This is a genomic window from Bacillus sp. Bos-x628, from assembly GCF_040500475.1.
GTDB lineage: Bacteria > Bacillota > Bacilli > Bacillales > Bacillaceae > Bacillus > Bacillus maqinnsis.
Map to the genome: position 1 here is coordinate 867130 of NZ_CP159358.1, position 22595 is coordinate 889724.

Sequence of the window (22595 nt, forward strand, 5' to 3'; positions counted from 1 at the left end):
TGAAAAAGGTAATAGCAGACACTATTACCTCAAAATTATACCATAACGAATTATTTTTTTCTTGTCAAAAGTGATCCTGCCAGTAAAAAAGTTGGCAGTGCGGACATTCCGACGATGAGCAGCCAATCAATTGGTACAATCGCAACTGTTTTGAAAATTGGCTGAAGCGGCGGATAATAAATTACAACAAACATTAGAAGTAGGGATGACAACACAGCTCCAATTAAATACATATTTCCAAATGGATTCCGTTCAAAAATAGACCGCTCACTGCGGCAGTCAAACACATGAATGAGCTGCGCTAGAACGAGCGTACTAAATGCCACTGTCTGTGCATATTGCAGATCATTAGGGTCACGGTGATAAACAAACATAAACGCTAAGAGCGTTGCAAGACCGATCAAAAATCCCCTTGATACCACCTTCCAGCCAAGTCCTCTAGCAAAGATCCCCTCCTTCATATTGCGAGGTTTTCTCTTCATCACGTCACCTTCCGGCTGATCCATCCCAAGAGCCATAGCCGGCAGACCATCTGTGACAAGGTTTACCCATAATATTTGAATCGGCACAAGCGGAAGCGGCAATGCAAGAAGCATCGCAAACAGCATGACCAAAATTTCTCCGACATTTGAGGCAAGTAAGTAGCGGACAAATTTACGAATGTTTTCATAAATGTTCCGCCCCTCTTTTATAGCTGATTTAATCGTGGCAAAGTTGTCATCAAGTAAAATGAGGGAGGACGCTTCTTTGGCAACATCTGTTCCGGTCATGCCCATTGATATTCCGATATCTGCCTGTTTAATAGCAGGCGCGTCATTGACACCATCGCCCGTCATTGCCACGATATGTCCATTTTTCTGATAGGCTTTGACAATTCTTAGCTTATGCTCAGGAGATACCCTTGCAAAGACATACACATCATCTGCCATCTGCTCAAGCTCTTTGTCACTTAACTGATCTAATGCTTTCCCGTCTAGTACCTTTCCTTGTTTCGGCAAAAGTCTTAAATCCTTCGCAATGGCTTTCGCTGTTTCAATGTGATCTCCAGTAATCATGACCGTTTTAATGCCTGCATCCCGGCACTCTTTGATCGCTCTCCTCACTTCAGGACGAGGAGGATCGATCATGCCTTCTAGACCAATAAACGTTAAATCGCTTTCTGCCTGTTGAAGAGATGATATTTTTTCTGTGAGACCAACCTTCTTATATGCAATGGCAATTGTTCTGAGTGCTTGCTTTGCTAAACCTTGAATTGCGGCTTCCGTTTCTTGTCTATGTGTTTTAGAAAAAGAAACCGTTCGGCCGCCGTGCATGATATGACTGGAGCGATTCATCAAGACATCTGGCGCCCCTTTAGCTATGACGTACCGCTCCTTCTGATTGGTTTCAACGACGACCGACATCATTTTTCTCTCAGAGTCAAAGGGAAACTCTTCTACTATGCGAAATCCCGCTTCAATGAATTGCTCTGTAAAGCCTGCTTTACGGGCAGCTGTTAAAAGCGCCGCTTCTGTTGGATCTCCATCGAGCTTCAACTCTCCATCCTTTTCAATGATAGTTGATGTATTACAAAGCGCCCCGTATAATAATACTTTTTGCAGGCTTGGGTGTTTGTCAACATGAACAAGCTCACCGTTTAATGTGAAATCTCCAGCTGGTTCATAGCCTGTGCCCGAGATATGCCAAGTTTTCCCCTCAGCCCAAATGTGCGTCACAGTCATTTTATTTTGCGTCATTGTTCCAGTTTTATCTGAGCAAATGATCGATGCACAGCCTAGTGTTTCCACTGCCGGCAGCTTTCTCACAATTGATTTTTGTTTAATCATCCGCTGGACACCTAAGGAGAGTGCAACTGTCACAATGGCTGGCAGTCCTTCTGGTATCGCAGCAACAGCGAGAGAAACACCTGCTAAGAACATGTGATATAGGTCATGTCCTTGAACCACACCAAGAACAACAACGAGTATGGTTAAACATAAGGCAGCGACAATAAGGATTTTCCCAAGCTGTTCGAGGCGTCTTTGTAAAGGGGTTTCCATATTGCCAGCGGCATCTAGCATGCCGGCAATTTGTCCCATGGCCGTATTCATCCCTGTACCGATGACAACCCCGACACCGCTACCTCTTGTGACAAGCGTCCCCATAAAAGCCATGTTGGTCAAATCTCCAAGTGAGACATGATCTCGTGAAAGTGGACTTGCATGTTTGACCGCAGGAATGGATTCACCCGTAAGTGCCGACTCTTCAATTTCAAGACTCTTTGTTTCTAGTAACCTCAAATCCGCCCCAATCCGGTCTCCGCTACTAAACTTGACAATATCTCCTGGCACTAGTTGTTTAGATGGAATTTTTACCCACTCTTTGTTTCTTCTTGCATACACATGTGGGGTTGATAGCTCCTTTAACGCTTGAAGGGATTTTTCTGCCCGTCGTTCTTGATAGAAACCTAGTACACCGTTAATAAGGACAATGGCTACAATGGCCACAGCATCAATATATTCACCTAAAAAAGCAGAAATGACCGTTGCCGCTAGCAAGATCAATACCATAAAGTCTTTAAATTGCGCTAAAAAGAGAACAAAAGCAGATGCCTTTTTCCCTTCCTGCAATTCATTCAGCCCATGCTTTTCAAGCCGCTTTTGTACATCTTCTTCTGACAGTCCGTCACCTATCGATGTATTCATTGTTTTTAATAAATCGGTTTGGTTCAGTTCATGCCAATTCATTTGACCTCGTCCACTCCTCTTTTGTTCTCTCTCATATGCAGTGTTCTATAAGCCAGTTTATTCAGACTCGTCCCAAATCATGCTATAATAATAAGACTGCCTAAAGAACGAGAAAACGTAAGGTTCTTTCAGTAGATTTGTGTGAAAAAAGAGGGTGTATCAAACATGTCATTTGACGGCATTTTTACATACGGTATGACAAAAGAATTACAAAAGGCGTTAACAGGTGGAAGAATTTCAAAGATACATCAGCCATATAAACATGAGCTGATCTTCCATATCCGAGCAAACGGACGGAATCACAAGCTGCTCTTATCTGCTCACCCAAGCTATGCAAGAGTGCAACTGACCGAGCACCATTATGAAAATCCAAGTGAGCCCCCGATGTTTTGTATGCTTTTACGAAAGCATCTTGAAGGTGGATTCATTGAACGTTTTGAGCAGATTGGGTTAGATCGAATCATTGTTTTGCATGTGAGAAGCCGGAATGAAATCGGTGATGAACAGACGCGGAAACTCTATATTGAAATCATGGGGCGGCACAGCAACCTCATTCTTGTCGATGATGAGACAAAGCAAATCATTGACGGACTCAAACATCTGTCTCCTTCTGTTAACAGCTATCGAACCGTGCTTCCAGGTCACGAATACCTTTTGCCACCTGCACAGAAAAAATTAAACCCTTTTGATGTGACGAAGGAAGATATCTTAAAACATTTACGCTTTCAAGAAGGGAAAATCACCACTCAAATTGTAGATACCTTCTCTGGTGTTTCCCCGCTCTTTGCAAAAGAAGTCGTCCATAGAGCCGGTCTTGCAAACCAAGAAACGATTCCAACCACACTGCTTGAGATGTTTCAACTCATTCGGACGCTTTCCTTTACACCACAGCTCACAAGGAAAGATAGCAAGGAGTATTTTTACTTATTGGAACTCCAGCATGTAAACGGTGAAATCAAGACATTTGATTCTCTAAGTCAACTGCTGGACCGCTTTTATTTTGGAAAAGCTGAAAGAGACAGGGTGAAACAACAAGCAGCTGACCTTGAACGGTTTGTAGTAAATGAAAAGAAAAAGAATGAAAACAAACTGAAAAAGCTGATAAAAACCCTTGAAGAATCTCAAAATGCGCACAAGTACCAGCTCTATGGTGAATTGTTAACTGCCAATTTATATGCCATACAAAAAGGCGATAAAGAAGCGACCGTGATCAATTATTATGATGAAGAAAGTAAAGAGATGACCATTCCGCTGAAAACAAGCAAAACTCCTTCTGAAAATGCTCAGGCGTATTTTACAAAATATCAAAAGGCCAAAAACGCCGTTGAGGCTGTACAAGAACAAATTGAACGAACAAAGCAAGAAATTGTTTATTTTGAACAACTCATTCAGCAACTATCCTCTGCCTCTCCAAAAGATTTAGAGGAAATAAGAGAAGAGCTTATTGAAGGGAGATATTTACGCGCAAAGCAAAAGCGTCACACAAAAAAGAAAAAGCAGACGTCCATTCAGCTTGAAACATATGAATCTTCTCATGGCATTCTCATTTTGGTCGGAAAAAACAACAAACAAAATGAGTATTTAACCACAAAGGTCGCTGCCCGTGATGACATTTGGCTACACACAAAAGATATCCCAGGATCGCATGTCGTCATACGTCATCAAGCACCTGATGAACAGACTTTGCTAGAAGCTGCACAAATTGCAGCCTATTTTTCAAAGGCAAAAGAGTCAAGCTCAGTACCCGTCGATTATACGAAAATTCGGCATGTCAAAAAACCAAACGGAGCAAAACCAGGCTTTGTCACATATGACCACCAGCAAACACTGTTTGTCACGCCGGATGAAGATGTCGTGTTAAAGCTGCGAAAATAAAATAAACCGATAAAATCGGGATTAGATTTTATCGGTTTTTTCTTTGTTTTGTTATTCGTTCTTTTCTCTCCATATAAAGTACGTCAAGCGCTTCTATATCTTCGTTTTCAAGCATGGCTTCAATCGTTGCAGCTAGCTGTTTTGTCCGGGCTGGACTTGCACCGCTCGTAGATACTGAAATCGTCACTTTCCCTGCTTTGATTACCTTTGGCATGATCACAGACCCTAGCTCTGACTGGCTCACGCAATTGACAAGTTGATGAGGAAGCGATGTTTTCGCAATCCATTCGTTGACCGCATGATCGTTTGTTGCGGCTACAATGAAAAAAGCATCTTTCAAGTCTTCAACGTCAACCTTCTTTTTTTTCCAATGAAGCTTATACGTATCAATTAAATGCGCCATTTCAGCACAAATTTCAGGACTGATCACGGTGATATCGCAAGGCTCAGCGCATATGGCATTTACTCTCCTTGATGCAATCGTTCCGCCCCCGATAATCAGCACTTTTTTGTTCGATAAATCAAGATGGATTGGAAGCATGTCTATCTCCTTGAAAACGAAAAGCATCTTCTTTGTTTAATATCGTTTCTTTGATGCGCTCAATATACGCAGCCTTGACATGCGGGTGGAATCCAATATATCTACACACATGGACATTTTGCAGGCGTTTTCTGACATTGCTCGCCTCTCTTTCAATCTCTTTCATTAAAATCCCCGTAAACAGAAGATAAGGAACGATATACACAGGCGTATCATGATCAGCGGTTAACTGCGCCAACACATCTCGATAATTTGGCTCACATGCCGTAATGAAACATGGGAAAACTTCCGCATGTGGAAGCATGTTTCGAACGTCGTCTGCAATCCCGCATACATCCCGTCTCACATCAGGATCAGAGCTCCCGCGACCAATTAGGAGGATTTGCGCCCTCTCACCTTGGTAACCCGCTTCCTCTATTCTCGCCACAACTGCTTTTGTGACGTCTTGGTTCACACCGATCGGTTTTCCGTATGTTACTTGCACATGCGGAAATCGCTGCTTTCCTTTTTCAATTTCGATCGGTATATCTGATTTGGCATGCATGGCGGTTAACAGGAGGAGCGGGACAATTGCAATGTGTGTTGCTCCTTTTTTCACACATGCTTCAAACCCTTCTTCAATGGAAGGCTTCGTCAGCTCCAAAAAACAAATTTCTTGTATATCTGCTTCAACAAGAGGCATACAGCTTTTCATAAAGGAAATGGCTTTATCCTGTGCTTCTTTTACCCTGCTTCCATGCCCAACATATAGTACAGCTTGTTTCATTTGACTCCTCCTTGCCACCTCGTTGTGATCAGACGAAAAGACACGATAGATGTACGTGTCTTTCCCATTCGATATCATTTCTTAATGAGTTTCGGCTCAAACCAGTTTAGCTTTTGATGAAAATGAACCACATCTCCTACAACAATCAAGCTAGGGTGCTCGATCCCTTCTTTTTCAACTGTTTCAGATAGAGACGCTACTGTACAGCAAGTGGTCTCCTGACGAGTCGTTGTTCCCCAGTGAATAAAAGCAGCCGGTGTTTCGGGATCTCGTCCATTTTTCAAAAGAAGCCGCTGCACTTTGTCGACATTTTTGACCCCCATGTAAATGACAAGGGTATCAATGCCAGTGGCTAGCGCCTCCCATTTCTCTTCAAAATGCTCATCCTTCTGATAATGTCCCGTGACAAAGGCGACATTCGAACTATACTCACGGTGCGTGACAGGTATACCCGCATAAGCAGCCGCTGCAATACCTGATGTAATGCCAGGCACTACCTCATATGGTATACGGTGTTCAGCTAAGCACTCTATTTCTTCACCACCCCGTCCAAATACAAAGGGGTCGCCGCCTTTCAGACGAACGACAACTTTCCCCTCCTTTGCATGGGCAACAAGCGCATCATTAATGGCTTCCTGTCTCATCGTATGATGATTTGGGAGCTTTCCGCAATAGATCAATTCTGCGTCATGTTTGGCATGGGCGAGAATGTCTTCATTGACAAGACGATCATATAAAATGACATCTGCCTCTTGTATCGCCTTATGGGCCTTCAATGTAATTAACTCTGGGTCCCCCGGTCCGGCACCAACAATGTATACTTTCCCCATCGCATGTTCTCTCCCTGCCATCAAACGATTATTTCGTTTTTCCCTTTACATAGTCAACAAGCAACTGTTTTGATTCTTCACGTGTGAATTCGTCTGTATTCAAAACTAGCTCAGGTGCAGCCGGTTCTTCGTATGGAGAATCAATTCCTGTGAAAAATGGAATTTCTCCTCTTCGTGCTTTTTGATATAATCCCTTCGGATCACGCTCTTCACAAACATTGAGATCACATTTAACATACACTTCATGAAATTCACCTTCTTCAACAAGCTGCCTTACAATTTGGCGATCTTCTTGAAAAGGTGAAATAAAGGCAGTGATGACAATCGTACCTTGCTCGACAAAAAGTTTCGCCACTTCCCCGATGCGGCGAATGTTCTCTTTCCGGTCATCATCTGAAAACCCTAAGTCTTTATTAAGTCCGTGGCGTACATTATCACCATCAAGAACAGTGACTTGATACCCCTGTTCAAACAGCTCTCTTGCCGCTAGGTTTGCAATCGTCGATTTCCCAGAACCACTTAGACCAGTAAGCCAGACAATCACGCTTTTATGATTGTTTTTCTGTTGATATTCTTCTTTTGTAATAGACGCATCGTGCCACACGATATGCTCGTTACTCATGTCTCTACCTCCTTTAGGATACAGTTGTTTTTAATCCGTCAATTAATGTTTCAATGACTTCTTTTCGGCTGAACGTGCTCGGCGGTAATTCACCGTTTCTTAGCATTGTTCTTACCTTTGTACCCGAAAGAATGACATGCTCGCTTTTATCATGAGGACACGTTTTTGGTGTCGCCATGGCTTCACATGTATTGCAGTAGAAACTATGTTCAAATTTTAAAGGCGTGATGCCAATCTCTTCACTCGTAAATTGATCAAATAATTCCTGCGCTTCGTATGTGCCGTAATAATCACCAACACCCGCATGATCTCTTCCGACAATAAAGTGTGTGCAGCCATAATTTTTTCGAACAAGTGCATGAAATATCGCTTCCTTTGGTCCAGCATAACGCATTGCAGCTGGAAATACACCTAAAAAGACGCGATCTTTTGGATAATAACCATTCAATAATACTTGATAGCTTTTCATTCTCACATCTGCTGGGATATCATCGGCTTTTGTTTCACCAACCAGCGGATTTAAAAATAAACCATCTACTGTCTCAAGTGCTGTTTTTTGAATATATTCATGGGCACGATGTACTGGATTTCTCGTTTGGAAACCGACAATCGTTTTCCAACCGTTTTCTTTAAAATGTCTTCTTGTCTCTTCTGGTTCATAGGTGAATTGAGGGAATGGCTTTTCGCTACGCTTGGTCAGTGTAATTTTACCACCAATATATGTGTCACCGCGCTCAAATAATTTTTTCACCCCTGGATGATTCCGATCATTTGTTTTATACACATTCACAGCTTCTTTTTCCTTATCTGGCGTGTATTGATCTTCCACCTCAATTATCCCGTAAACTGTTCCATTGTAAGATAAACGGACGATATCTCCTTTACGAATTTCTGCTGCCTTTTCCTTTGTGACTGGAAGAGTAATAGGAAGAGACCAAACAACACCACTTGCTAGTCTCATGTCGCTCACAACGGCTTCATAATCGGCTTTTGTTAAAAAGCCTTCAATTGGACTATACCCGCCGATTGCAATCAGTTCAAGGTCTGCAAAAGAGATCGTATCCAGTTCGATTTCCTTCTCTGCTGTGCTTAAATCATATTCTTCATTTACTCGATTAATTAATACGCCACCATGTGGTGTTAAACTCATTTGTTCATCTTCCTCTCAATGTTCAAGTTATTAGATGTTAATAGTCAGATTTATCGTTAAATGCCGCCGCCTTGTTCATGGATGGAGTTGCTTTCATTTTTGACTGCCTTCATCAGACTTAATGCGCCGAGTGAGGCAAATAACACACTCATCATGATAAAGATAGAATAATAGTCTCCTTTTAAGAAAAAGCTTACCAGCAAATAAGACAAGCTGAGTGATAAGAATGGAGAAACAACCCAGACTTTCAGCATCTTTTTCACGACATGTTTATGAAAAATGTTCGGTCCACCCTTTGCCATCCCAAGACCAATAATTGATGAAGAGGTGATTTGGGTAAGTGGTACAGGCAAGCCGAAAATAGAACTCACAATGACAAGTCCGGCACCGGTACTAGAGAGTAAGATGCCTTCACCTGTTTGATATCGTGTGATTTTCTTACCGTTTGTTTCAAGTACTCTCCTACCGAGTAAAAGTGCACCAAGCGCGACAAATATCCCCCCGTAAAGTGTACCTTGCCCTACTGACAGGACACCTGATGCCACTAGCGGACCTACAGCATTGGCAACATTGTTCATACCAGCTGAAAAAGCCTCTAGAAAGCCACTGATGATTAAAGCGATAGAAAGAATGCCGACACCTTTTTTAGATAATGTGCGTTTTGGGAACAGTCTGATGATTTTGATCACAGTAAACGTGAAAGCAAAAGCAATGAGTGGAATAATGATCCAAAATGCGACGATCACTAAAATGGATTTTACAAACAATACTTTGTATGCCACGGCAACACCAACAACAGCTCCAACCGTTACTTCACTTGTGGATAGCGGGATGGCCATCAGATTCGCAATAAATAATGATAATGCAGCGGAACCAATGATAATGCAAACAATTTCAAGTGTAATCACAGATTCTGGCATAATACCAGAACTGATGGTTTTGACAACTTCACCGCCGCCAATCACTGAACCTGCTAAAATACCTCCAGCACAAACGATGAGTGCATACAGCGGTTTTTGAATCGCTCCTGATCCGTACGCAATTCCCATAGAAGCTGCTGCTCCGCTTGCGCCAATATTTAAAGCAAAGAATAAACTAAATAAAATTGCAGCGATTTCCATTAATTATGCTCCCTTACTCATGTAATCCGCACTCCGTCTTTGCTGTTCCAGCCCACCTTCCAGAACGCAGATCATCTGCAGTGAAGGCTGGTTGTGTACATGGTGCACAGCCAATACTTGGGTATCCTCGATCATGTAGCGGATTATAAGCAAGTTCCTGCTTAGATGCATATCTCCATATATCTTTCCAAGTCCAGTGGATGAGCGGACACACTTTCACTGATTGGAATTTATCATCCTTATTTAAAAAGTTTGTACCTGCTCTTTTTGGTGACTGCTCCCTTCTTAAGCCAGAAAGCCACGCCGGATAGCCTGATAGTGCTTCTTGCAAGGGAATGACCTTCCGCATATGGCAACAGCTTTGAGGATTTGTTTCCCACAGTTTGTCACCATGCTGTTCATTCTGCTGTTCAACTGTCAGATCAGGTGTTTTCATCACAATATCTAATCCGGGGTATCTTTCCTTCACCGCATCAATTGTCTCGTAAGTCTCTTTGAAATGTAGTCCTGTATCTAAAAAGACAATGCTCGCATCTTTTTTGACTTTAGCGATTAAATCAATCAAGACAATGCCTTCTATACCGAAGCTACATGCATAAACGAGCTGATCACCATAATGACCGTACGCCCATTTCAGCACAGATAGCGCTCCTTTATACATATCGTCCTCTTGAAATGTAATGGACGGCTCTTGCCAATTTTCATATGTTAACATTGTTTCTCCCCTTCCGGAGTATTGCTCATATTGCTATAGCGCACTACTTCAATCTGATTTTTTCATTTTTCTCTACTTGAATTATTTGACCGTCTTGAACAATCAATGTGATTGAACCGAATTTCATATCTCCAATCAATTCTTGCATGTTTTTCACTAAGTCTTCATCCTGGTTTTGTTTCACTTCCATCTCCTCTTCCTCCTCACCATTAAAAATAAAAAAACTTTCTTTCAATCCGAAAGAAAGACGAGGAAGCTCACGATTTCCTTATCTTTCAAAATAGAATCATTTTGCAGGAAGTAGCACCTTGCTCAGGATAGCAGGTTGCTGGGTTTCATCGGGCCAGTCCCTCCACCTCTCTGGATAAGAGTTTTAATTTGTATTAAATATTAACACAATTCAAACAAAAGTCAACCCGACTTTATTGATAGGATTAGTTTTTATTCGCATTTGGGTCTATTTTACTATTTTAAACCAAATGAAAAAAGCTGTGCATCTGGGCACAGCATTGTTATAGCGTCTCTTCCATCCAAGATTCAGAGGAAGGGTCTTGTCTCCAGCGTTTAAGTTTATTCATAGCAGATGGCTCGATGGCTCTTAGCTCAAGTGCCGCATCTGTCAACGCATCATAGTCTGTCAGTGTGACATATGGAATGTCTTTTTCTGCAAAAGCAGCAACTGCTTTTGGCAATCCATATGTGAAAATGGCTGCAACCCCAAGCACTTCACAGCCCTCATCTTGAAGGGCGGCGACAACTTCAAGGACGCTCCCTCCAGTTGAAATGAGATCTTCTACGACGACAACCTTTTGACCAGTCGTTACCGCTCCTTCGATCTGATTTCCTTTTCCATGTGCTTTTGGCTTATTTCTCACATAACACATAGGCAAATTTAGACGATCTGCCACCAATGCCGCATGCGGGATTCCGGCCGTTGCAGTACCGGCTATCACTTCTGCTCCCTCAAAATAAGTTTGAATGAGATCTTTAAGTCCTTCAGCGATGTCATTTCTGACGTTAGGGTACGATAATGTCAGGCGATTATCGCAGTAAATCGGTGATTTAATACCGCTTGCCCACGTGAATGGTGCATCTGGTTTTAAGGAGACGGCTTTGATTTGTAATAAATGTTTAGCAATTTTCGTTTTCATACGGCTGTCTCTCCCACTCTTTGATCATTTGATGATAGGCTGCAATTGGATTTGCTGCTTTGGTGATCGATCTCCCCACAACAATTTGTGAAACACCTTGTTCTTTTGCAAAGGCAGGTGTGGCTACACGCTTTTGGTCATCGGTTTGATCATTCGGCAAACGAATACCTGGTGTGACGGTGAGGAAGGATGGTGAGATATGCTCATGAATGGCCTTTGATTCATGTACAGAGCACACAACACCGTCTAGTCCGCTCTCGTATGCCATTTGTCCGTAATGAAGCACTGTCTCCTCAAGTGGACGATCAATGAGTATTTCTTTTTTCATGATGTCTTCTGACGTACTTGTGAGCTGAGTCACTGCAATAATGTTCGGCCTACTTTGTTTAGCTGATGTTCCGCTTTCAAGACCTTCTACCGCTGCTTGCATCATTCTTTTTCCGCCTGCAGCATGGACATTAACCAAATCCACCCCAAGTGCTGCAAGCCGGTTCATGGCTTTTTGAACCGTTGTTGGAATGTCATGTAATTTCAAGTCAAGGAAAATACGGCAATTTTTTTGTTTCAGTGTTTCAATTATGGCAGGACCTTCTTGGTAAAAAAGCTCCATGCCAACCTTTACAAATAATGGCTTTCCTGCAAATAGATCTAAAAAGGCAAGCGCCTCGCTCCCTGATGGAAAATCAAGTGCGATGATTGGCAAATGCTTCATGCTTCCAGCTCCTTCCGATACATTCCTCTACTGATGAATAACCATGAGCCGCCAGAACTTTAGGCAGATCTTCAATGATTTCTGGACAAACGAATGGATTCACAAAATTGGCTGTTCCAACAGCTACTGCACTTGCGCCTGCCAGTAGGAATTCAAGCACATCTTCTGCATGTTGAACTCCGCCCATCCCAATAATCGGGATACGAACAGCCTGACTGACTTCATATACCATTCGAATGGCGACAGGTTTTACTGCTGGACCTGATAATCCGCCTGTTTTATTTGCTAGAATGGGCTTCCCTGTTTTTAAATCAAGCCGCATGCCAATTAAAGTGTTAATCATGGTGAGTCCATCCGCACCAGCCGATTCAATTGCTTTTGCAATTTCAACAATATTGGCCACATTTGGTGACAGTTTCACGTAAACAGGAACAGCCGAGACTTGCTTCACTGCTTTTGTTAATGTCTCAGCCATCTTCGCATCAGTACCGAAAGCGATCCCGCCTGTCTTCACATTTGGACAAGATATATTCAGTTCAAGTGCATGTACATTCTTTGCTTGGCTGATTTGTTCGGCTACTTCGACATAATCATCAATTTGCGCGCCGGCGACGTTCGCAATGATTGGTGTATCAAACTGTTCAAGCCAAGGCAATTCATGATCAAGCACTCCTTTAAGACCTGGATTTTGAAGACCAATCGCATTTAACATGCCTGCACCAGTCTCGGCCACTCTTGGCGTTGGGTTGCCCAATCTCATTTCAGGGGTAGTGGCTTTGATCATGATTCCCCCCAGCATAGATAAATCATATAAGGAAGCAAATTCCTTTCCGAATCCGAAGCACCCTGATGCCGGAATAATCGGGTTCTTTAAGGATAAGCCGGGTAACTCAACGTTTAACATGATAATGCCACCTCCTCTGCTTTAAAAACTGGTCCATCAAGACATACTTTAACGTACGGCTTTTCGTGCTGATCAGTATGACATACACATGCAAAGCATGCACCAATACCGCAACCCATCCGTTCTTCCATTGAAATGTAGACAGGTTTATGTGGATAAGCATCTTTTAGTGCTTTTAACATTGGTGTCGGTCCGCATGAAAACAGCACATCAAAGCTCATTTCGTTCTCTTCTATCACATGTGTGACAAAGCCTTTTGCTCCGTGGGTTCCATCAACAGTGGCGATAAAAGTATCTCCGAGCGCTTGGAATTTCTCCTCGTAAAATACGTCTTTTTTTGATTGAAAACCGAGAACATGCTTGACGATAACGCCTTTTTTCGTTAAACGCTTTGACAGCTCGTAAAGCGGTGGCACACCAATTCCCCCACCTACAAGTAATGCGGTCTGTCTTGGGTGGACTACAGAAGGATTATATCCGTTACCTAGCGGCCCTAATACGTCGACTAGCTCACCTGCTTGCTTTTGGGAAAGGAGCTTTGTCCCCTCTCCCTCTGCTCTGAAAATGATCGTCGCTTCTTTTTGCTCGGCATGAATATTCGCAATACTGATCGGTCTTCTCAGTAATGGCGTCATCGATTCACTGACCTTTATATGAAGAAATTGTCCAGCGGTTTGAAATGATTCAACAAGGTCCCCTTTTAATGTCATTTCGTAAATATGATCAGCGATCTTTCGGTTAGAGACGACCGTCAAGTATGCTTTTTTCATATTGTTACTGTCACCTCAGCATTCGTTTTCACTTCTGGCATTTCGTCTGTTCTAAATGTCATGCTCTCTAGCACTCTTAAAATGGCCTCTGCCGTATCTAGTGAGGTTAAGCAAGCCACGCCGTTTTCAACAGATTCACGTCTGATTCTAAAACCATCTCTAGCTGGCTGTTTTCCTTTTGTCAGTGTATTGATGACAAATTGAGCTTCACCGTTTCGGATTACATCTAGAAGATTTTTGCCTTCTTCTCCTATTTTGCCTACAACACTTGATGGAATGGATGCTTGTTTTAAGTAATTCGCCGTTCCTTCTGTTGCCAAAATATGATATCCAATCGCATGGAATCTTCTCGCAATCTCAAGTCCTTCTTCTTTATCCTTATCAGCCACTGTCAAGATCACAGTTCCGTCATTAGGAATTTGAATACCTGATGCGATTAATCCTTTGTACAGGGCTTTTTCGATTGTGACATCTTTCCCCATGACTTCACCTGTTGATTTCATTTCAGGTCCAAGTGTAATATCGACTCTTCTTAGTTTTGCAAAGGAGAAGACCGGTACTTTGACGTACACACCCGCTTGCTCCTCGTATAGTCCTTCTTGGTAGCCATAGTTTTTGAGCTTGTCACCTAAAATGACTTTTGTCGCTAGGTTTGCCATTGGGATGCCAGTAATCTTACTTATGAATGGAACAGTCCGGCTTGAGCGCGGATTCACTTCTAGAACGTACACTTCACCTTTTGATAAAACAAACTGAATGTTAAGCAGCCCGATGATGTTAAGCCCTTTTGCTAGTTTAATGGTATACTCAGCAATCTTTTCTTTCATCTCCTCTGACAAGGTTTGCGGAGGGTAGACCGCAATGGAATCGCCAGAGTGAACACCAGCCCGTTCAATATGCTCCATAATGCCTGGGATGACAACAGTTTCTCCATCAGACACGGCATCTACTTCAATTTCCTTACCTGTTAAATACTTGTCAATCAAGACAGGATGCTGTGGATTTACTTTGACCGCATTCTTCATATAATGAAGGAGCTCGTTTTCTTGATAAACGATTTCCATCGCACGTCCGCCTAATACATAGGAAGGACGGACAAGCACTGGATATCCGATATGATTGGCAATGTCGACTGCCTCCGGAATAGAGGTCGCTGTTTTTCCTTTTGGCTGCGGAACGCCAAGTGTTTCTAGTGTTTGTTCAAACTTGTCACGGTTTTCAGCGCGATCAAGGTCTTCAAGTGAAGTCCCTAGAATCTTTACGCCTCTATTGGATAGTTCATCCGCTAAATTAATGGCTGTTTGTCCGCCGAACTGAACGACAACACCTTCTGGTTGTTCAAGATCAATGATATGCATGACATCTTCCACTGTCAGTGGTTCAAAGTAAAGCTTATCTGAAATACTGAAGTCTGTTGACACGGTCTCTGGATTGTTGTTAATAATAATGGCTTCATACCCTGCTTGTTTAATCGCCCATACAGAATGGACAGTCGCATAATCAAATTCAACCCCTTGTCCAATTCGGATTGGGCCTGAGCCTAACACGATGACACTTTTCTTATCTGTTCGTTCTGATTCGTTTTCGTCTTCATAGGTGCTGTAGAAATAAGGCGTTTCTGATTCAAATTCTGCCGCACATGTATCGACCATTTTATAGACAGGTACAATACCTGTTTCTTTTCTTAGCTGATAGAGATCTGCTTCATTCATGCCCCATTTTCGGCTAATATAGATGTCTGAGAAGCCCTTCTCTTTTGCTTCTCTTAATACGTCTGTATTGCCTTTGTTTTCTTTTAACGTCTGTTCAAGTGCGATAATGCCTTCCAGTTTATGAAGGAAGAAATAATCGATTTGAGAAAATTCATGAATTTGGTCGACCGTATAGCCTCTTCTAAGCGCCTCAGCGATATAAAATAGTCGTTCATCGCCTGCTTTTTTAATCCGCTTCTCTAGCACTTCATTTGTGATTTCCGCTTCATCTTTTAGTTCGATGTGATGCACGTCCGCTTCAAGTGAACGTACAGCCTTTAAAAGTGACTCCTCTAATGTGCGCCCAATCGCCATGACTTCTCCTGTTGCTTTCATTTGTGTACCAAGTCGTCTGTTCGCAGATTCAAATTTATCAAACGGCCAGCGCGGAATTTTTGAAACGATATAGTCAAGTGCTGGTTCAAAGGCGGCATATGTTTTGCCTGTCACTGGGTTCATCATTTCATCTAGTGTTAAGCCGACAGCGATTTTGGCTGCAAGCTTTGCAATTGGATAACCTGTCGCTTTAGAAGCAAGCGCAGACGAACGGCTCACGCGCGGGTTCACTTCAATGATGTAGTATTGAAAGCTGTTTGGGTCTAAAGCAAGCTGTACATTACAGCCGCCTTCAATGCCTAGTGCACGGATAAGCTTGAGTGACACATTTCTCAGCAGCTGGTATTCACGGTCACTTAAGGTTTGGCTTGGTGCGACAACAATACTGTCACCTGTATGAATACCGACTGGGTCAAAATTCTCCATGTTACATACAACGATCGCATGGTCACTACTGTCACGCATCACTTCATATTCAATTTCTTTAAAACCTGCGATACTTTTTTCGAGTAAGCATTGTGTCACAGGGCTCAGCTTGAGACCATTTTCAACGATTTCTTTCAGTTCTTGTTCGTTTGTACAGATTCCGCCGCCAGTTCCGCCTAAAGTATAAGCTGGTCGAACAATGACTGGGAAGCCGATTTTGTTCACGAAGGTCATTGCCTCATCAAGATTATGGATGATTTCACTTTCTGGAACAGGTTCATTCAACTCTCTCATCAAATTACGGAATAAATCTCTGTCTTCTGCTTTTTGAATCGCTGACAGCTTTGTACCAAGCACTTCAACACCGCATTCAGCTAATACCCCAAGATCTGATAATTCAACGGCAAGGTTTAGACCTGTTTGCCCACCAAGTGTCGGCAGGATCGCATCAGGGCGCTCTTTCCGAATGATTCGTGTTAAAAATTCCGATGTAAGCGGTTCGATATATACCTTGTCAGCCATTTCTGTATCTGTCATGATCGTCGCTGGATTTGAGTTCACAAGAACGACTTCATAACCCTCTTCTTTTAGCGCTAAGCAAGCTTGTGTCCCTGCATAGTCAAACTCCGCTGCCTGACCGATGATGATAGGACCTGATCCGATTACTAATATCTTCTTGATGTCTACACGTTTTGGCATACTTCTTCCCCTACTTTCTCAGTCGTATGAATCATTTCCATGAACTCGTCAAATAAGTAGTTCGCATCTTCTGGACCCGGTGATGCTTCTGGATGATACTGCACAGTGAAAGCTGGTGCTTCTTTATGTTTTAATCCTTCAATCGTATTGTCATTTAATGCGATATGGGTCACTTCAAGCAGTTCTTCATTAATTGCGCTTACCGTATACCCATGGTTTTGAGAAGTCAGTGTGACCTTTCCAGTGGCTAATTCTTTGACTGGATGGTTTGATCCTCTATGACCAAATGGCATTTTTTCTGTACTTGCACCGCACGCAAGAGCAAATAGCTGGTGCCCCAGGCAAATTCCAAAGAGTGGTACCTTTCCAATCAATTGCTGAATCATTTCGACTGCTTCAGGCACATCGACTGGATCTCCAGGTCCGTTTGAGAGCATGATCCCATCAGGCTTTAGCTGCAAGACTTCATTTGCTGTAATATTGTATGGGACAACTATCACATCACAATCACGCTTATTGAGCTCGCGCAGTATACCGTGCTTCATCCCAAAATCCACAAGAACAATTCTCTTTCCTCTTCCTGGACTTGGATACGCATTTTTTGCCGATACTTGTCTCACTTGGTCCGTTGGAAGCTGAAAGGTTTGAAGGCGACGAACGACTTCATCTACTTGTTCATCCGGTCCTGCAAAAGTCCCTCTTAATGTCCCAGCACTTCTGATGATTCTTGTCAGTTTTCGTGTATCAATTCCGCTAAGCCCTGGAATGTTTTTCATTTTTAAATATTCATCAAGCGAGTAGGAAGAGCGCCAGTTTGAGGGCTTTTCACAAAGCTCTTTGACAATCAGTCCTTTGACAAACGGTGTAATCGATTCAAAATCATCACGGTTTATGCCATAGTTGCCAATGAGTGGATATGTCAGTGTGACCAATTGTCCGCAGTATGATGGGTCAGACAAAATTTCCTGATAGCCAGTCATCCCTGTGTTAAAGACCACTTCTCCGACTGACGGTTCTAAACTGCCAAAGCCTATTCCTTCAAATACTGTTCCGTTTTCTAGTACTAAGCGTCTCTTCATTTTACTAGTCTCCCCTCTTCATAAACGACCTTTCCAGATGCAATCGTCATCACAGGCCATCCTGATACAATCAATTTGTCAAACGGTGTATTTTTCCCTTTTGATAAGAAGTTATTTTTGTCTATTGCCATTTCCTTATTTAAATCAATAAGTGTAACATCAGCCACTTGGCCCTTTTCTAACTTACCATACGGAAGGGAAAAGGCTTCTGCTGGTTTGATTGTCATATAATCAACAAGCTCTTTTAATGTCCATTCGCCCGTTTTTACAAAATGGGTATATAGAAGCGGGAACGCTGTTTCAAGTCCAACAATCCCAAAAGGTGCAAGCTGCATCCTTTCATTTTTTTCTTCTTCTGTATGCGGGGCATGGTCTGTTGCAATAAAATCAATGGTGCCGTCTAGCAGACCTTCGATAAGTGCCTCACGATCTTCCGCTCCTCTAAGTGGCGGGTTCATTTTATAGTTTGTATCAAGGCCTGGTATGTCCGTATCACATAAAAGCAAATGATGTGGCGAGACTTCAGCTGTCACGCGAATGCCTGCTTTTTTTGCATCTCGTACGACTCTGACGGATTCTTTAGTGCTGATATGACAGACATGGTAATGACAGTTCGCCGCTTCTGCTAAGAGGACATCTCTTGCAATATGCACCGATTCACAAATTGACGGAATTCCATTTAAACCATTTGCTTTAGAGAATTCACCTTCATGGACGCTTCCTCCATAAATCAGGGAATTATCTTCACAGTGAGCCACAATCGCTTGATCTAGGCTTGCAGCTTTTTTCATCGCCTCATACATCATTCCGGCTGTTTGGATGCCAACCCCGTCATCAGTAAAGGCAAATGCACCAGCTTCTTTTAACGCCGCAAAGTCCGTCATCTCTTCTCCATTTTGTCTTATTGTAATGGACGCATATGGTAAAACTCGAATTGATGAAGTCTCTTTCATTCGCTTCATGAGCCATTCCATTTGTTCCTTTGTATCTGGAACTGGTCTTGTATTTGGCATGGCTGCAATCGTCGTATATCCGCCTCTTGCTGCTGCCTTAGTGCCTGTTTCAATGGTCTCTTTTTTTTCACCACCCGGTTCTCTTAAGTGCACATGCAGATCAATCAAACCTGGTGATACGAATAGCCCTGCTGCATCAATTACTGCTTCTTTGTCTTCTCTCTCCAAATGACCAATCGCTTGTATCACTTCTCCCTTTATTCTGATATCTTGCTGAACTCTTTCACCTGTGCTTGTTAAGATAAAGCCGTTTTTAATGAGATATGACATAGACAGAATCTCTCCCTTTTTGATGTTGTCTGTTATTTTGAAAAGCTCTTTTTAAGACAGCCATTCGGATAAATACACCATTTTCCATTTGCTTAAAAATCCTTGACTGCTTTGATTCCACTAAAGAATCATCTATTTCAACACCTCGGTTAACTGGTGCTGGATGCATAATGATTGCTCGTTCTTTCATTTTTTTGGCTCGCTCTACTGTTAATCCGTATGTGGATAAGTAATCCTCGCTGCCTACCTTTTTCGCATGTCTTTCATGCTGGATACGCAAAAGCATTACAACATCAGATCGCTCAATTGCCTCATTTACTTTGACATAAGTTCCGTGAGGATTCTGTTCATCTTGGAAGGAAACCGGTCCAGAAAAGAGGACATTAGCCCCTAGCCTTGAGAGTACCTCGGCATTAGATCGTGCGACCCTGCTATGTTTGATATCTCCATGAATTGAAACCGTTAAGCCGTCAAAACCGCCGAATTCTTCAAATATGGTCATTAAATCAAGCAGTGATTGTGTGGGATGCTGTCCGCATCCATCTCCTGCATTAATGATTGGAATTCCTACCTTACCGACAAGCTCCTCATAGTATTCATCAGTGCTGTCCCGAATGACACACGCTTTGACCCCGATGGATTCTAGCGTTTTGACGGTATCGTAAAGGGTCTCTCCCTTTTGAATCGAGGTACTTGTAGCGTCTAAGCTGAGCACATTCATTCCAAGCCTTTTTTCGGCTACTTCGAAACTAAAGCGTGTTCTTGTACTTGGCTCAAAGAAGAGATTCGCAACAAATTCTCCCGTTAAGCTGTGTTCTTGTTGACCATTCTTCAAAGCGGTTGCTTCCTCAATCAGATTCAGAATCTCTTCCTTAGACAAGCTGCTCATAGTCGATAGATGATTCATGTTTTCTTCCCCCTCTCGTTTTCAATCACTTTCAGGTTCAAAAAAACCCCAAGCCTTGGCAGCTTAGGGTTCTCCAAAAGGAGCAGCGACAATTACGCACATTCTGCTCATGTTAGAACCCTTGTCAGCCTCACTGGACTTCTTTTAAAAGGTTTTCTGTATTCAATTCATTTGATGGGTTTTTATCTGCTTGCTCATTTGGCAAAATCAAGTTTAACAAAACCCCAGTAATGGCAGCGAGCGCCATTCCAGATAAAGTAAGATTGATTTGCTTCACCTCAATAAAAGCTCCACCGATTCCAATGACTAAGATGACAGATGCGATAATGAGGTTCCGTTTTTCTTCAAAATTGACTTTATGATCAATCAGAATTCTCAGACCGCTCGACGCAATGATCCCAAAAAGTAGGAATGAGACGCCCCCCATCACTGCTGAAGGAACTGTGCTAATTAATGCTGAAATTTTCCCGACAAAGCCGAAACAGATGGCGAATACTGCTGCTCCGCCGATGACGAAGATACTAAACACTCTCGTGATGGCAAGTACACCAATGTTCTCACCATATGTAGTGGTAGGTGGTCCGCCAATGAGTGAGGCAAAGATTGTGGCTGCACTGTCTCCTAAAATCGAGCGGTGAAGTCCAGGCTTTTTGATAAAGTCTTGACCTACCACCTTACTTAACACCACTTGGTGACCAATGTGTTCAGACATTGTCACAAAGGCAACTGGCACCATCACCGAGATAATGCTAAGTGTCACAGCAGGTGTGTAATTGACAAATGGTATGACAAAGTTTGGTACGGCAAACCATTTTGCGTCAATGACCGGCTGAAAGTTCACAATGCCTTGTGTTAAAGCAAACAGATAACCGCTAATTATTCCGATTAAAACTGGGATGAGACTAAGAAACCCTCTAAGGAAAATCATACTGATGATTGTTACCGCTAGAGTAAAGCCAGCTACTGTTAAGTGCTTCAAGCTGTACACAAGCTCGGGCGCATTCGGATCAACATACATGGCCATATTGACTGCCGTTCCAGCTAAACCAAGCCCGATCACCATAATCACCGGTCCAACTACTACTGGCGGCAACAGGTTCATAAGCCAGCCTGTACCTAACCATTTAATGAATAAAGCAATGAATGCGTAAGCGACACCCGCCATCAAAGCACCGACCATTGCGGCTCCTGGACCACCTGATGCTTTGACATTCAGTATAGGGGAAATAAAGGCAAAGGACGATCCAAGATAAGCCGGAATTTGCCCTCTAGTGATCATTAAGTAAACAATTGTTCCGACACCGCTTGAGATGAGAGCAACGGCTGGACTCATGTCAATTATTTTCGGCACTAAAATTGTGGCTCCAAACATGGCAAACAAATGCTGCAAGCTCAGTGATAGCCATGTGAAAGGTTTTGGTATATCTCGAATGCCTAAATTGGCTTTTGGCTGACTCATGTTTTTCCTCCTAGTTGTGTTCTTTTCTAATAAAAAAGCCTCTTTGCATATGAGCAAAGAGGCCTAGAAAAGCCGCACACTTCGAGTGTTGTGTGCATGACGTTTCTGTTATTGCCCTCTTTGCAAACTCTCTGGAATGCATTTAAAAAGGTTCATTTTCGTATATGGCGACAAGATCCTTTTGATCGACTTCGTTGAGTTGGACCATGACGGTTTCTGCTTTAGACGTTGGAATGTTTTTTCCAATATAATCTGCTCGAATTGGCAACTCACGGTGCCCTCGATCCACAAGAACTGCAAGCTGTATAGAAGACGGTCTCCCCACATCAACAAGCGCATCCATTGCAGCTCTAACCGTTCTGCCTGTAAACAGGACATCATCTACAACAATCAGTGTTTTGTCATTAATATCAGCTGGAATGTCTGCTCCCTTCACAAGCGGATCTTGGTTGTCTGTCTTTTTTGTCAAGTCGTCGCGGTAAAGCGTAATATCGAGTTCACCCACAATGACTGGATTTCCCTCAATTTGCTCAATGCGTTCTGCCAGGCGCTTTGCAAGATGAATCCCTCTTGTCTTAATCCCAGCAAGAATGACATCCTTCATCCCTTTGTTGCGCTCGATCATTTCGTGGGCAATTCGGGTAAGCGCTCGTCTTATCGCTTGTTCATCCAGAATGATTGCTTTTTGTTCCATCTTTTACACCTCTTTTTGCAAATAAAAAGCCCCTTCTGCAAAGGGCAGAGAGGGGCGTTCATTTGTGCATACACGTGC

General features: G+C 42.7%; 20 protein-coding genes and 1 riboswitch. Of the genes, 1 reads left to right on the top strand and 19 read right to left on the bottom strand.

Annotation, left to right across the window (positions count from 1 at the left end; genetic code table 11):
* Positions 1–50 precede the first annotated feature (50 nt).
* Positions 51–2726: a calcium-translocating P-type ATPase, SERCA-type gene (locus tag ABVJ71_RS04540; RefSeq protein WP_353855807.1), complete on the bottom strand. Its 2676-nt coding sequence runs from the start codon at positions 2724–2726 to the stop codon at positions 51–53.
* A gap of 165 nt (positions 2727–2891) precedes the next feature.
* Between ABVJ71_RS04540 and ABVJ71_RS04545 the strand changes: the two genes are divergently transcribed.
* Positions 2892–4601 carry an NFACT RNA binding domain-containing protein gene (locus ABVJ71_RS04545; protein WP_353855808.1) on the top strand — a complete coding sequence of 570 codons (1710 nt, stop codon included), beginning with the start codon at positions 2892–2894 and terminating at the stop codon, positions 4599–4601.
* Between the two features lie 28 nt (positions 4602–4629).
* On the opposite strand, the gene ABVJ71_RS04550 is transcribed toward ABVJ71_RS04545, so the two are convergent.
* The 18 genes from ABVJ71_RS04550 to pyrR form a co-directional block, all read right to left on the bottom strand.
* A complete protein-coding gene (locus tag ABVJ71_RS04550; RefSeq protein WP_353855809.1) occupies positions 4630–5142 on the bottom strand; it encodes a bifunctional precorrin-2 dehydrogenase/sirohydrochlorin ferrochelatase in 513 nt (170 codons plus the stop codon).
* Positions 5123–5908, bottom strand: coding sequence for a sirohydrochlorin chelatase (locus ABVJ71_RS04555; protein ID WP_353855810.1), 786 nt, complete (start codon positions 5906–5908; stop codon positions 5123–5125). Before ABVJ71_RS04555 ends, ABVJ71_RS04550 begins: the two co-directional genes overlap by 20 nt.
* Before the next feature lie 74 nt (positions 5909–5982).
* The gene (cobA, locus tag ABVJ71_RS04560; RefSeq protein ID WP_353855811.1) at positions 5983–6738 is read right to left on the bottom strand and encodes a uroporphyrinogen-III C-methyltransferase; all 756 of its coding nucleotides are present in this window, start codon (positions 6736–6738) and stop codon (positions 5983–5985) included.
* Between the two features lie 28 nt (positions 6739–6766).
* The gene (gene cysC / locus ABVJ71_RS04565; protein ID WP_353855812.1) at positions 6767–7360 is read right to left on the bottom strand and encodes an adenylyl-sulfate kinase; all 594 of its coding nucleotides are present in this window, start codon (positions 7358–7360) and stop codon (positions 6767–6769) included.
* Positions 7361–7373: 13 nt separating this feature from the next.
* A complete protein-coding gene (gene sat / locus ABVJ71_RS04570; protein ID WP_353855813.1) occupies positions 7374–8510 on the bottom strand; it encodes a sulfate adenylyltransferase in 1137 nt (378 codons plus the stop codon).
* 56 nt (positions 8511–8566) lie between these two features.
* On the bottom strand, positions 8567–9631 hold the full coding sequence (locus ABVJ71_RS04575) for an inorganic phosphate transporter (protein ID WP_353855814.1): 1065 nt from the start codon (positions 9629–9631) through the stop codon (positions 8567–8569).
* A gap of 13 nt (positions 9632–9644) precedes the next feature.
* Positions 9645–10346, bottom strand: a complete 702-nt coding sequence (locus ABVJ71_RS04580) for a phosphoadenylyl-sulfate reductase (protein WP_353855815.1) — start codon at positions 10344–10346, stop codon at positions 9645–9647.
* Positions 10347–10389: 43 nt separating this feature from the next.
* Positions 10390–10536 carry a YezD family protein gene (locus ABVJ71_RS04585; protein ID WP_353855816.1) on the bottom strand — a complete coding sequence of 49 codons (147 nt, stop codon included), beginning with the start codon at positions 10534–10536 and terminating at the stop codon, positions 10390–10392.
* A gap of 75 nt (positions 10537–10611) precedes the next feature.
* A riboswitch (SAM riboswitch) is annotated at positions 10612–10717 on the bottom strand.
* Positions 10718–10858: 141 nt separating this feature from the next.
* Positions 10859–11497 (bottom strand): orotate phosphoribosyltransferase, encoded by a 639-nt coding sequence (pyrE, locus tag ABVJ71_RS04590; RefSeq protein ID WP_353855817.1) that lies wholly within the window; start codon positions 11495–11497, stop codon positions 10859–10861.
* On the bottom strand, positions 11478–12209 hold the full coding sequence (pyrF, locus tag ABVJ71_RS04595) for an orotidine-5'-phosphate decarboxylase (RefSeq protein ID WP_353855818.1): 732 nt from the start codon (positions 12207–12209) through the stop codon (positions 11478–11480). The genes pyrE and pyrF overlap by 20 nt, the downstream gene beginning before the upstream one ends.
* The gene (locus tag ABVJ71_RS04600; protein WP_353855819.1) at positions 12181–13113 is read right to left on the bottom strand and encodes a dihydroorotate dehydrogenase; all 933 of its coding nucleotides are present in this window, start codon (positions 13111–13113) and stop codon (positions 12181–12183) included. The genes pyrF and ABVJ71_RS04600 overlap by 29 nt, the downstream gene beginning before the upstream one ends.
* Positions 13107–13883 carry a dihydroorotate dehydrogenase electron transfer subunit gene (locus ABVJ71_RS04605; protein ID WP_353855820.1) on the bottom strand — a complete coding sequence of 259 codons (777 nt, stop codon included), beginning with the start codon at positions 13881–13883 and terminating at the stop codon, positions 13107–13109. The genes ABVJ71_RS04600 and ABVJ71_RS04605 overlap by 7 nt, the downstream gene beginning before the upstream one ends.
* On the bottom strand, positions 13880–17095 hold the full coding sequence (carB, locus tag ABVJ71_RS04610) for a carbamoyl-phosphate synthase large subunit (protein WP_353855821.1): 3216 nt from the start codon (positions 17093–17095) through the stop codon (positions 13880–13882). Before carB ends, ABVJ71_RS04605 begins: the two co-directional genes overlap by 4 nt.
* Positions 17080–18174, bottom strand: coding sequence for a carbamoyl phosphate synthase small subunit (locus tag ABVJ71_RS04615; protein WP_353855822.1), 1095 nt, complete (start codon positions 18172–18174; stop codon positions 17080–17082). The genes carB and ABVJ71_RS04615 overlap by 16 nt, the downstream gene beginning before the upstream one ends.
* Positions 18171–19457, bottom strand: coding sequence for a dihydroorotase (locus ABVJ71_RS04620; protein ID WP_353855823.1), 1287 nt, complete (start codon positions 19455–19457; stop codon positions 18171–18173). The genes ABVJ71_RS04615 and ABVJ71_RS04620 overlap by 4 nt, the downstream gene beginning before the upstream one ends.
* Positions 19441–20364, bottom strand: coding sequence for an aspartate carbamoyltransferase catalytic subunit (locus ABVJ71_RS04625; RefSeq protein WP_353855824.1), 924 nt, complete (start codon positions 20362–20364; stop codon positions 19441–19443). Before ABVJ71_RS04625 ends, ABVJ71_RS04620 begins: the two co-directional genes overlap by 17 nt.
* 130 nt (positions 20365–20494) lie before the next feature.
* Entirely contained in the window at positions 20495–21823 is a 1329-nt protein-coding gene (locus tag ABVJ71_RS04630) for a solute carrier family 23 protein (RefSeq protein WP_353855825.1), read from the bottom strand.
* A gap of 142 nt (positions 21824–21965) precedes the next feature.
* Entirely contained in the window at positions 21966–22517 is a 552-nt protein-coding gene (pyrR, locus tag ABVJ71_RS04635; RefSeq protein ID WP_353855826.1) for a bifunctional pyr operon transcriptional regulator/uracil phosphoribosyltransferase PyrR, read from the bottom strand.
* Positions 22518–22595 lie beyond the last annotated feature (78 nt).

Excerpts from the sequence above, each read along its gene's own strand:
- carB (WP_353855821.1), bottom strand. The coding sequence starts at position 17,095 with ATGCCAAAACGTGTAGACATCAAGAAGATATTAGTAATCGGATCAGGT.
- ABVJ71_RS04575 (WP_353855814.1), bottom strand. The coding sequence starts at position 9,631 with ATGGAAATCGCTGCAATTTTATTTAGTTTATTCTTTGCTTTAAATATT.
- ABVJ71_RS04580 (WP_353855815.1), bottom strand. The coding sequence starts at position 10,346 with ATGTTAACATATGAAAATTGGCAAGAGCCGTCCATTACATTTCAAGAG.
- ABVJ71_RS04620 (WP_353855823.1), bottom strand. The coding sequence starts at position 19,457 with ATGTCATATCTCATTAAAAACGGCTTTATCTTAACAAGCACAGGTGAA.
- ABVJ71_RS04615 (WP_353855822.1), bottom strand. The coding sequence starts at position 18,174 with ATGAAGAGACGCTTAGTACTAGAAAACGGAACAGTATTTGAAGGAATA.
- cysC (WP_353855812.1), bottom strand. The coding sequence starts at position 7,360 with ATGAGTAACGAGCATATCGTGTGGCACGATGCGTCTATTACAAAAGAA.
- ABVJ71_RS04555 (WP_353855810.1), bottom strand. The coding sequence starts at position 5,908 with ATGAAACAAGCTGTACTATATGTTGGGCATGGAAGCAGGGTAAAAGAA.
- pyrF (WP_353855818.1), bottom strand. The coding sequence starts at position 12,209 with ATGAAGCATTTGCCAATCATCGCACTTGATTTTCCATCAGGGAGCGAG.
- ABVJ71_RS04550 (WP_353855809.1), bottom strand. The coding sequence starts at position 5,142 with ATGCTTCCAATCCATCTTGATTTATCGAACAAAAAAGTGCTGATTATC.
- ABVJ71_RS04545 (WP_353855808.1), top strand. The coding sequence starts at position 2,892 with ATGTCATTTGACGGCATTTTTACATACGGTATGACAAAAGAATTACAA.
- ABVJ71_RS04605 (WP_353855820.1), bottom strand. The coding sequence starts at position 13,883 with ATGAAAAAAGCATACTTGACGGTCGTCTCTAACCGAAAGATCGCTGAT.
- cobA (WP_353855811.1), bottom strand. The coding sequence starts at position 6,738 with ATGGGGAAAGTATACATTGTTGGTGCCGGACCGGGGGACCCAGAGTTA.
- ABVJ71_RS04625 (WP_353855824.1), bottom strand. The coding sequence starts at position 20,364 with ATGAATCATCTATCGACTATGAGCAGCTTGTCTAAGGAAGAGATTCTG.
- ABVJ71_RS04540 (WP_353855807.1), bottom strand. The coding sequence starts at position 2,726 with ATGAATTGGCATGAACTGAACCAAACCGATTTATTAAAAACAATGAAT.
- pyrE (WP_353855817.1), bottom strand. The coding sequence starts at position 11,497 with ATGAAAACGAAAATTGCTAAACATTTATTACAAATCAAAGCCGTCTCC.
- pyrR (WP_353855826.1), bottom strand. The coding sequence starts at position 22,517 with ATGGAACAAAAAGCAATCATTCTGGATGAACAAGCGATAAGACGAGCG.
- ABVJ71_RS04630 (WP_353855825.1), bottom strand. The coding sequence starts at position 21,823 with ATGAGTCAGCCAAAAGCCAATTTAGGCATTCGAGATATACCAAAACCT.
- sat (WP_353855813.1), bottom strand. The coding sequence starts at position 8,510 with ATGAGTTTAACACCACATGGTGGCGTATTAATTAATCGAGTAAATGAA.
- ABVJ71_RS04585 (WP_353855816.1), bottom strand. The coding sequence starts at position 10,536 with ATGGAAGTGAAACAAAACCAGGATGAAGACTTAGTGAAAAACATGCAA.
- ABVJ71_RS04600 (WP_353855819.1), bottom strand. The coding sequence starts at position 13,113 with ATGTTAAACGTTGAGTTACCCGGCTTATCCTTAAAGAACCCGATTATT.